This window comes from Paenibacillus sp. E194 (assembly GCF_000935845.1).
Taxonomy (GTDB): domain Bacteria; phylum Bacillota; class Bacilli; order Paenibacillales; family Paenibacillaceae; genus Paenibacillus_B; species Paenibacillus_B alvei_B.
Genome location: NZ_JMDX01000213.1, coordinates 1 through 9,882 on the forward strand (window position 1 = coordinate 1; position 9,882 = coordinate 9,882).

The 9,882-nt window shown below is 49.5% G+C and carries 8 protein-coding genes; 1 reads left to right on the plus strand and 7 read right to left on the minus strand.

What is annotated here, in order from left to right; translation table 11 throughout:
• On the plus strand, positions 1–440 hold a 440-nt coding region (locus tag AZ66_RS22560; protein ID WP_044356911.1), incomplete at its 5' end, for a 3-oxoacyl-[acyl-carrier-protein] synthase III C-terminal domain-containing protein.
• Positions 441–675: 235 nt separating this feature from the next.
• On the opposite strand, the gene AZ66_RS22565 is transcribed toward AZ66_RS22560, so the two are convergent.
• From AZ66_RS22565 to kdpB, 7 genes are all read right to left on the minus strand, one after another.
• Positions 676–1,713: a DUF4340 domain-containing protein gene (locus AZ66_RS22565; RefSeq protein ID WP_044356912.1), complete on the minus strand. Its 1,038-nt coding sequence runs from the start codon at positions 1,711–1,713 to the stop codon at positions 676–678.
• Complete coding sequence (locus tag AZ66_RS22570; RefSeq protein ID WP_331436927.1) at positions 1,710–3,071, minus strand: GldG family protein; 1,362 nt, start codon at positions 3,069–3,071, stop codon at positions 1,710–1,712. The genes AZ66_RS22565 and AZ66_RS22570 overlap by 4 nt, the downstream gene beginning before the upstream one ends.
• A gap of 31 nt (positions 3,072–3,102) precedes the next feature.
• Positions 3,103–3,810 carry an ABC transporter permease subunit gene (locus AZ66_RS22575; RefSeq protein ID WP_021252365.1) on the minus strand — a complete coding sequence of 236 codons (708 nt, stop codon included), beginning with the start codon at positions 3,808–3,810 and terminating at the stop codon, positions 3,103–3,105.
• Complete coding sequence (locus AZ66_RS22580; protein WP_044356914.1) at positions 3,797–4,747, minus strand: ABC transporter ATP-binding protein; 951 nt, start codon at positions 4,745–4,747, stop codon at positions 3,797–3,799. The genes AZ66_RS22575 and AZ66_RS22580 overlap by 14 nt, the downstream gene beginning before the upstream one ends.
• A gap of 266 nt (positions 4,748–5,013) precedes the next feature.
• A complete protein-coding gene (locus AZ66_RS22585; RefSeq protein WP_044356918.1) occupies positions 5,014–7,332 on the minus strand; it encodes a histidine kinase in 2,319 nt (772 codons plus the stop codon).
• A gap of 48 nt (positions 7,333–7,380) precedes the next feature.
• On the minus strand, positions 7,381–7,965 hold the full coding sequence (gene kdpC / locus AZ66_RS22590; RefSeq protein WP_044356916.1) for a potassium-transporting ATPase subunit KdpC: 585 nt from the start codon (positions 7,963–7,965) through the stop codon (positions 7,381–7,383).
• Positions 7,966–8,199: 234 nt separating this feature from the next.
• The coding region (gene kdpB / locus AZ66_RS22595) for a potassium-transporting ATPase subunit KdpB (protein WP_044356917.1) at positions 8,200–9,882 on the minus strand (1,683 nt) is incomplete at its 5' end.

Genomic DNA, 9,882 nt, shown 5'->3' on the forward strand with positions numbered 1-9,882 from the left:
CGACAGGAGATTTAGGCGGGATCTTGCATCGTAAGGCTGTCGCCGATCGGATTGGCGATGTGGAGATGAAGCCTGACAGCACGTTAGTTCAAAATGGGCGTGAAGTCCTTAAGTGGGCGCTCCGCCAAGTTCCGGTAGGGATCCAACAGTTGCTGCAAGACACTGGCTACACAACAGAGCAAATTGACATCTTCGTGCCACACAGCGCGAATCTACGGATGATAGAGTCCATATGTGAACGAAGTGGGATTCCGCTTGAGCGCACACTTACTAGTGTCCAATATTACGGTAATACATCTGCAGCCAGCATTCCGCTAGCGATAGCGGGAGGATTAGCAGACGGCCGTCTGAAACCGGGAGCACTCACTTTACTGTATGGATTCGGCGGCGGATTCTCGCAATCTATCTTGCTGCTGCGCTGGCCGGATTTGCAAGCATAAAGCTCAGATTGGGTATCTCTATGATGATTCACCTAATTCTCTTATATCTCCTACACAATGGAACCAGAGGGTGCCCCTAATTTACTTTTGAATGAATTTGCATTAAAAAGACGCTTCCGTCCCCACCAATACAGTGGTTCTGGAAGCGTCTTTGTATTTTTTCTATCAGAGACTGGTTCATATTTTTTTGGACGCCCCTCATTCATTCCTACTTATCTTCATGAACGCGCGATCCCTATTTTCCTTCTGTAGGCGAACCATTTCCTACACTTCCCCATTCTTTGATTGCTTCATCAAGCTTCTCCTTCGGAACAGCATATGCCCATTGCCCGTCTTGAGGGATAATCCATACCTTCTCTCCCATCATGTATCCTTCAAATGTCTTCTTCTCCGAAGTATTGATGGCATCTGACCTCAATGAGAGTTCCAGCTTCCAACCCGGCTCGTGAGATAATCCTGCCAATAATTCCTTCTTCTGCTTCGGTAGTTCGGTCGTAGACCAGTCTCTGAATTGATTGATGAGCACATTAGCTTTATCTTCCGTAATAGACTTGTCCTGAAGCCGCCAATTCATCTCTATTTGTTTGCTTGAATCCGAATTCCCTGTTGAAGAGTTTCCCTCACTCACATTCGTTGGAACGGATCCTGAATCATGATTTGAACTTAGGTTATACGTTTTCCCCGCATAGCTCCAACTGAATTGTTCCACCCGTTCAATTGGGAATGTTATCGGTTCCTTCAACACAAAATCATACGCGCTCCGTTTCAATCCCGACCATTCAGTAGCAGGGACTTGATATACCTTGTTATTGTCATCTACCATTGCATAGTAAGTGCCTGAAATCGGCGTTTCATTGCCAATCTTAAGATTATGTCTTATCCCGTTAGCACCAGTTGCCTGGAAAACCCAAGTTGGCTTATCCAAGCCATATTTCCCAAGGTTCGCTGCCTCTCCCTCAACGATTGAATCTGCCTTCGCCTTTGTCACTATAGAGATCCAGTCATTAATCGGATACGAATTGAGCGGATACGGACGCGGCTCTAACATCTCCCACTGTTCGCCCTTCTTATGAAGCGATACTCGGGAACCTTCCCCCGCTATCATAATAGAATCAATATCCTGCGCTTGCATGGTTATGAGCGGCACGGCCTCCGTATTCTCCTGTTTGGTGCGGAAGAAATCGTGTGTAGAGGCGTACACATAACCGGCTATGAATACAATCAATAGTAGAAAGGTTGGGATGAGCCTTCGCATCTGTCTCATATTATTCATGACGCCCGTCTCCTTCTCCACCATAATGCTGCCCCTATACCAAGCAATAGTACCGGGAAGCCAATAACAGTCGTCCAAAGAATTACCTTGCCCTGTCCAGGAGTCAGGTATGCAATTTGATAGGCTTCATTCTCCCGTGGCCTGATCGTCACTTGTTCTTGATTCCCCTGGAGCCAGTTCATGCTATTCAGCGCGAAGTCCCGATTACCCTGCGTATATAGATTCTGATCTTCGATATAACTCGATCCTCCAATAATAACGGCCTTTGGCTTCCCGTCTGTTGTCGTTACGGCTACGCCCAGCGTTAATGGCCCAGCAAGATCCTTATCGTCGCGTTCGCTTCCCTCTTGCATTAGCCTTGGAATATCTGTCTCCCCATAAGAAGTTGTAGAAGTCTTCAAGATTGGCTCCACTGACAGCTTATCGGTAGATGAAGCTTCTAGAGGCAGCCCCAATGTCAGCAAAGTAAGCAAATTATACTGCGACAGCTTGGATGTTAGTTCATGCTCTCCGTATTCAGGCACAATCGTAAATGGATCATATAATGTGCTCTTCTTCTGCTCGACTGCGACTGCATGCTTATTCGTCACACCAAGATGCTTCAGCAAGCTGTCAATGTTCTTCCAAGATTTCGACATGTCCGGATTGAAGCCAAGCGCAATGTACAACTTCCCCTTGTCATCCACATACTGTTGCAGGAGCTTCGCTTCCTTATCCGTAATATCTTTGTTGGCCCCTAGCATCATGACCATGTCCGCATCCTGTGGGACTGCACCTTCCCGATATAAATTCAGCTCTTTGACTTGGATATTGTCCTCTTCCAAGCTGGAGCGGAGGGCAGTTACTTGCGACAACGGCAGCTCTTCATGGCCAGACAATACGTAAGCTGTTGCTTTGCGCTCAGATGTTAGGCTTCTAAGTGCTTGGGTCATTTTTTCCTCGCCACTAAAACGATAAGCCCCATAGTCCTCACCACCACTGAACATCTCATACAGTCCAACCGTCTTGCGCTTCGTTCCGCGCTCGAACACAAGGGAGCTCCCCGCTAAGCCATATTGCTGTGCTAGAGAGGGTTCCTTCATTAAATCAATTTGTTCGACCTTAATATGTTTATTTCGCAGTGCATACTGTTCTGCCATGTCAGCAACTTCCCTAATTAGCACAGGATCATCCTGCGGCGTATAGAACAGCTTTACATTGACCTTATCTTCGACCGAAGACAGAGCGGCAATCGTTTGTTCCGATAGCGTGAAAGACTTATTCTTCGTGAAGTCCCACTGCCACCCCGTCATCGATTGTAGAAAATAGGTCAACAACACAAAAAATTCCGAGGACAGCGACTGATCGTACAGCCGCATTCGTTCTTCGCAGCCACTTGTTCATCATTCGTTACCTCCACCGTTTTCTTTCAAGTACTTGGATACTCAGCACGACAAATACAATCGCGAGTGTTAGGAAAAAGAGTACGTCCGGCCCATTCAGTACCCCTTTCATAAAGGACTGCAATCGATTGTTCATCGAAAAGGGAGCAATCCAATCACCGACGGCAGAAGAAGGAATGGCATCCAGCAGCCAGAACATGAGCAGGATCACGAATGCAGCGATGGCGGTTACCATCTGATGCTCAGACAGTGCAGATGCAAATAAACCAATAGAAGCCATTGCAATCGTAAGCAGCAGCAATCCGAGTACAGAAGTCAGCAGCACACGCATATCCAATGTTCCGAAGAACGACATGACGAATGGATACACCAAGCTAAACCCGACAAGCACAACCATCAAGACACATGCTGCAGCATATTTGCCAAGAACAATCTCGCTCAGACGGGCAGGCGAAGTAAGCAGCAGCTCATCCGTACCGTGGCGGAATTCATCTGCGAACAGCCGCATCGTCAACAAGGGAATGATAAAAATATACATAAATGTGGTATTGCCCGTTACAAGCCGGAAATCAACGATACTAGGTTGGAACAATACAAAATTCAAATAAAACATAATCCCTGAAATCAACACATACACCGAGAAAGCCGCATAAGATGTCGGCGATGTGAAATATGCGAGCATTTCTTTGCGAAATATCGCACTAAATCTGCGCATCACCAGACTCCTCCTCTGTCGTCAATCTCGTAAATACATCCTCCAAACTTGTCGATTCCCGCTTCATCTCTAGCAGGGGATACCCTGCATTAGCCAAAGTGAAAAAAAGAGCTTCCCTTATATCCGCCTGCTCCTTCGCAGTAACCTGAAGATGAACCTCTTGATCATTGCTTTCAGATTCGATGTGGGCGATCTCGGGAATAACCGTTATCGCTTCAACCACCTCAGCAGCTGTTCCCTTCACAATGAGATGCAGCTTCGATTCTTGACCAAGCGCGGTTCCCAATTGTTCAGGCAGCTCGTCAAGCACAATTTGCCCTTGATGAATAATAATGACCCGGTTGCACAGCGTGTTCACTTCCGGGAGAATATGTGTACTAAGCAATACCGTATGCTGCTCCCCGAGCTCTCGAATGAGCTGGCGTATTTCCACGATCTGATTCGGGTCTAGCCCTGAGGTAGGCTCGTCCAGCACAAGCAGATCCGGCTTGTGAATGATGGCCTGCGCAAGTCCTAGCCGCTGCTTGTAACCCTTGGACAACCCACGAATCGCCTGATTCTCTCTACCTTGCAAGCCCAATCTGTCTACCATTTCACTAATTCGCACGCTACGTTCTCGTACCGATACACCTCTTATATCCGCCACAAAACCCAAATACGACTTCACCGTCATATCTGGGTACAGCGGCGGGCTTTCCGGCAAATAACCAATCTTGCTTCTCGCCATACCTCCATGGTCTGCCATGGAAATGCCATCAATGGAGATGCTCCCGCTTGTCGGATGCAAATATCCCGTAATCATCCGCATCGTCGTCGTCTTCCCCGCACCGTTAGGGCCAAGAAAGCCCACAACTTCGCCGCGCGCCATAGAGAAGTCGATATGCTGGACACCACGACGCTCGCTGTACAGCTTACTAACGTCCTTCACTTCTAACATCTGTATCCCCCTTGTCCAGACTTCATCCAAGACGTACCTCGCCCATGTTAACTTAAGTACGTCTGTATGAATCGCTATACCCATGTTAACGATTCAACTCTAAATCAAGCTGAAAAGAGGCTGAAAGGTAACTTAAAACCTTGTGTCTATTTTGTGAACAAAAAATTCATAGCCCGACAAGGCTATGATTCATGGCATTGATATGCAAGAAATTGTAATAGCTAAATAGAAGGATAGATAGGAGGTTTAGGAGATTATCGCACTCGCTAGCCCTCCCATTCAGAGAGGACTAGCACATCCATATGCCTCGCATGACGCACCAACGCCTTCATAGCTCCTAGCCTGCCCAAGCGGCGTACACGACTCGGCATCCCTACGATGATTTGGCTTGCCCGCAGTTGATCTGCTACCTGCACAGCCGTACTGGCCCAACTTCTGCGTGCAACTGCCTCATATTCTTGGTACGTACCGCCAAGCCGTTCGGTCAATGCCCGCACAGCGGCCATCTCCTTCTCTATATCTGCTGTCTTTCCTCTTCTTCTCCATGAAGCAATAGGCAGATGTACCACATGCATAGGCGCCTTCAAGCGATGGGCAATGCGGAAGCCATGGCGCACCAATCTCTCGGGCCGCACGTCAGAGTCGATACATACGAATATAACTTCCTGCCTCCGCCACGGCCCGCGGAACAGTGCTCTTCGTTCCCATGACTCCAATCGCTCATCCACATCGTCAGCAACCTCGCGCAGTGCAAGCTCCCGCAGGCCAATCAGATTCGGCGTACGGAAGAAATTCGATAAGGCTTGATCTACCTTATCCGCCTTGTAGATCAACCCAGCGCGCATTCGTTCCTGGATCGTCTGCGGCGTTACATCAATCAATTGAATCTCCCGCGCCTGCCGAAGCACGATATCCGGAACTGTCTCACGCACGCGCACTCCTGTTACATGCTCTACTGCATCATTCAAGCTTTCAATATGCTGGACATTGACCGTCGTCACGACGGATATCCCCGCCTCAAGCAAACATAGGACATCTTCATATCGCTTGGCTCGAATACTTCCCGGCACATTCGTATGCGCCAGCTCATCGACAAGTACAACCTCTGCATGAATGCGGAGCAGCTCCTCCGTATCCATCTCCTCCAGCATCTTGCCATTATACGCAATGCGCTTGCGAGGAATAACCGGAAGCCCTCCTACTTGAGCGGCTGTCTCCGCTCTGCCATGCGTTTCCAGCAAGCCAATGACGACGTCAACGCCCTGCTCCCGCAAGCGGTTGCCTTCCTGAAGCATATGATAGGTTTTCCCTACCCCGGGTGCCGCACCAATAATCACTTTCAGCTTCCCTCGCTTTAGTCCGGCTGCCTTCTCTTGAACCCGCTGTTCCGTCACCCGCTTAAATGGCGTCTCAGCCTCAGCTCCGCCGGATAGGCGGGCAGGCAGTATCCGCTCCCCCTCTGCAATTGAGTGATCGGCAATGAGGAACAAGTCCGTCATCTCGATACGTTTCAGCAGAGCTCCAATCAGCGAACCTTTCAACAGCTCCTGCCACCGCGTCTGACGAGAATGGCCGAGTACGAAGCGAGTTATCCCATGCATCTTCGCATATTCAGCCAATGCAGATGCCATATCGCGGCGCGTTCGGGAAGGAATCTCTTCCCATACCGCTTCCGTCTTCATCGCCATCTTCTTCAGCGAGCGGCGGAATGCAGCCTGCTCCGTCGTCAATTCCATATCTGGCTGAACAAAGGTCACAATATACAGTTCACCGTTAAGCCGCTTCGCAATTTGCTGCCCTCTTCGAATATGAATCGATCCATTCCAGCCGTATTGTGCAAGAACAAGAATCCGTTCGGAAGCTCCCGAAGGGCCTGTAAGACCCATCTCATTCCGATGCTGCTCAAGTGAGCCGTTGACATGCTCCGCCATCGTGCGGAGCGCGAGCTCGCGCAATATACTTATACGGCTTCGCTCTTCCGCTCGATGCTTCCGCGAATGCTTAGCTCGACTGAACTGCCCCTGCATTCTACGCTCCATTAAAGACTCTGCAGACACATCAAGGAGGCGGACTTCGTCTGCCTCCTTCAATGCCTCACTTGGTATCGTCCATTCGCTGACGACGCCGGTCATTTTCTTTGCCGCAGCTTGAACACTTTCCTCTTCGTAAGCGTTCATCGTCGCAATTACGTTCATGCCCCGCTTCAACAATTCTCTTACATCTTCCAGCCTCGTTGAACGTAAGGCTTCCGGTCGATTACGATGAGCAAGTCCATCAATAAGCACCACATCCGGCATCCGAACTGTAATGGCCTCCACATCGATGTCGTAACGATCCTGTCCATCCCTCTGCCATGCGATCATCGGAATGGCTTGAATGGGGGAAGAATTAATGCCAACGTGCAGCCCAGCCTCATTCCATATTTCCTGCGTCGGCAGCACTGTGCCGTACACCACATCCAGCCCTTGCTTGGTACAATTCACCCCTTCCAGCAGCAGCTGTGTCGTCTTGCCCGCCCCACTGGCAACAGCCATAAGAATCCGCAGCCTTCCCCGCTTCATCTGCTCCAGCATTCGCAATATCATTTCTGGTGATTGCCTACGATACTCATCCCCTTCATTCACAGCCGACACCTAACCTTTCATTTCGTGCTGTACTTCCAGGTTCAGCAACAATACATTGACGCGCTGTTGACCGAATACTCCCAAGTCTCTACCTTCCGTATATTTCGTAATCAACTGTTCAAGTCGTTCCTTTGATATTCCGCTAGCCTTCGCTACACGAGGCAGCTGTACACGTGCCGCCTCCGGTGTAATGTGCGGATCCAGTCCCGAGGCAGAGTTGGTCAGCAAATCCTGTGGAATCAGCTTCACATCCGCACCTGGATTCTCCTTGCCCCATTCCTCAACTGACTTCTCAACTCTCTCTTTAAGCGCTGGATTCGAAGGAGCGTAGTTCGGCGAACCAGAGCCAGCAGCATCGTTCCCGATGCTAGATACTCGTCCATGGAAATATTGCGGCTCTGTAAAAGTCTGTCCGATCAACTTCGAGCCTACCAACTGCCCCTCCTTATTGTATACCATGCTGCCGTTCGCTTGATTCGGCATTACCGCCTGTGCAAGCCCCGTCATCGCAAATGGATAAGCAAGGCCGCACAGCAGCAGCAAGCCGATTGTCGTCCGCACCATTGCTCCACCAATATTCATACGCTCTGTCATGTTCGTTCATCCTCTCTTCTTCCTTACTTGAACCCGGTATGATTATTTCAACAATCTTCTCTATCTACGTACCAACCATTGGCCTTATTTCAGTTTTCAATTTCTTATAGATATTCCTGTTTTATTGCTTTTATTGCCTTAGTTGCTGTTGCCGCTAATTACAATTGGGGACAGCTATTCAGCTATTACAGTTAAGGCTGTTATTCGGCTATTGCAGTTACAATTGTTGCAAGGTTACACTAAAATGCCCACAATTAGATCGATCAGCTTAATGCCGATGAACGGAGCTACTAATCCGCCCAAGCCGTATACGAACAAGTTGCGCTGCAGCAGCTTAGCCGAAGACATCGGCTTATACGCCACGCCTTTGACCGCCAACGGAATTAATAACGGAATGATGATGGCATTAAAGATAAGCGCCGACAAAATGGCCGATACGGGCGAATGCAAGCCCATAATATTCAGGGCTGACATCTGCGGAATGGCAATCATGAACATCGCTGGAATGATGGCAAAGTATTTCGCCACATCGTTCGCAATACTGAATGTCGTCAATGCGCCACGCGTCATGAGAAGCTGCTTGCCGATCGATACCACCTCAATGACCTTCGTCGGATCAGAATCGAGATCGACCATGTTCGCCGCTTCCTTCGCTGCTGCCGTACCGCTGTTCATCGCGATGCCGACATCCGCCTGCGCCAGTGCCGGTGCATCATTCGTACCGTCTCCAGTCATTGCTACCAGCTTACCTTCCGCCTGCTCTTTGCGAATCAGAGCCAGCTTATCTTCCGGCTTGCTCTCCGCGATGAAGTCATCTACCCCCGCTTCCCGAGCAATCGTTGCTGCCGTCAGCGGATTATCCCCTGTACACATGACGGTGCGAATGCCCATGCGACGAAGCTGCTCGAACCGTTCCCGCATGCCTGGCTTCACCGTATCCTTCAAGTAGATAAGCCCGTAAATATTACGTCCGACGGCCACTGCTAGCGGCGTACCGCCTGCAGAAGCAATCGCATCTGAATTGGCATCCAAATCCTGCGGAATGGTACCTCCCTGAGCGATAACCCAGCGTTTCACCGCATCGACAGCCCCTTTGCGCACGCTGCGTCCATCCTTCAGGTCAACACCGCTCATGCGTGTTTCCGCTTTGAAAGGGATGAATTCTCCTTGTATAGCAAGCTCAGCATCATACTTGATTCCTGCCTTGGATACCCAATCCACGACAGAGCGACCTTCAGGTGTCTCATCATGATGAGAGGCAACAGCTGCCCATTGAGACAAAGTGTTTACATTCGTTCCTTGCACCGGAATGAGTTCATGGGCCAAGCGATTCCCGAACGTAATGGTTCCCGTCTTATCTAGAATAATCGTATGAATATCCCCGCAGGCTTCAACCGCCTTACCTGATGTTGCAATGACATTAAACCGAGTTACGCGGTCCATACCTGCAATACCGATCGCGGACAGTAAGCCACCAATCGTAGTAGGGATCAAGCAGACCAGCAGGGCAATTAGCACTGCCGCATTCAATTCGACCTGCAAATAATGACTGAATACAGGCAGGGTCACAACGACAACCAAGAAGATAAGCGTTAAGCTGACAAGTACAGTATGCAAAGCAAGCTCATTCGGAGTCTTCTTGCGCTGCGCGCCTTCAACTAATGAAATCATTCGATCCAAGAACGATTCTCCCGGATCGCTTGTAATTCGAATACGAATCTCATCACTAATTACCTTCGTTCCAGCAGTTACCGAGCAGAAATCCCCGCCTGCTTCTTTCAATACTGGTGCAGACTCCCCTGTAATCGCTGATTCATCCACAGAGGCCAATCCAGAGATGACCTCGCCATCACCAGGAATCGTCTCTCCTTCACGAACGACTACGATATCACCCTTACGAAGCTCGGATGAAGATAC

Excerpts from the sequence above, each read along its gene's own strand:
- AZ66_RS22565 (WP_044356912.1), bottom strand. The coding sequence starts at position 1,713 with ATGAATAATATGAGACAGATGCGAAGGCTCATCCCAACCTTTCTACTA.
- AZ66_RS22570 (WP_331436927.1), bottom strand. The coding sequence starts at position 3,071 with ATGCGGCTGTACGATCAGTCGCTGTCCTCGGAATTTTTTGTGTTGTTG.
- AZ66_RS22575 (WP_021252365.1), bottom strand. The coding sequence starts at position 3,810 with ATGCGCAGATTTAGTGCGATATTTCGCAAAGAAATGCTCGCATATTTC.
- AZ66_RS22580 (WP_044356914.1), bottom strand. The coding sequence starts at position 4,747 with ATGTTAGAAGTGAAGGACGTTAGTAAGCTGTACAGCGAGCGTCGTGGT.
- AZ66_RS22585 (WP_044356918.1), bottom strand. The coding sequence starts at position 7,332 with ATGATATTGCGAATGCTGGAGCAGATGAAGCGGGGAAGGCTGCGGATT.
- kdpC (WP_044356916.1), bottom strand. The coding sequence starts at position 7,965 with ATGACAGAGCGTATGAATATTGGTGGAGCAATGGTGCGGACGACAATC.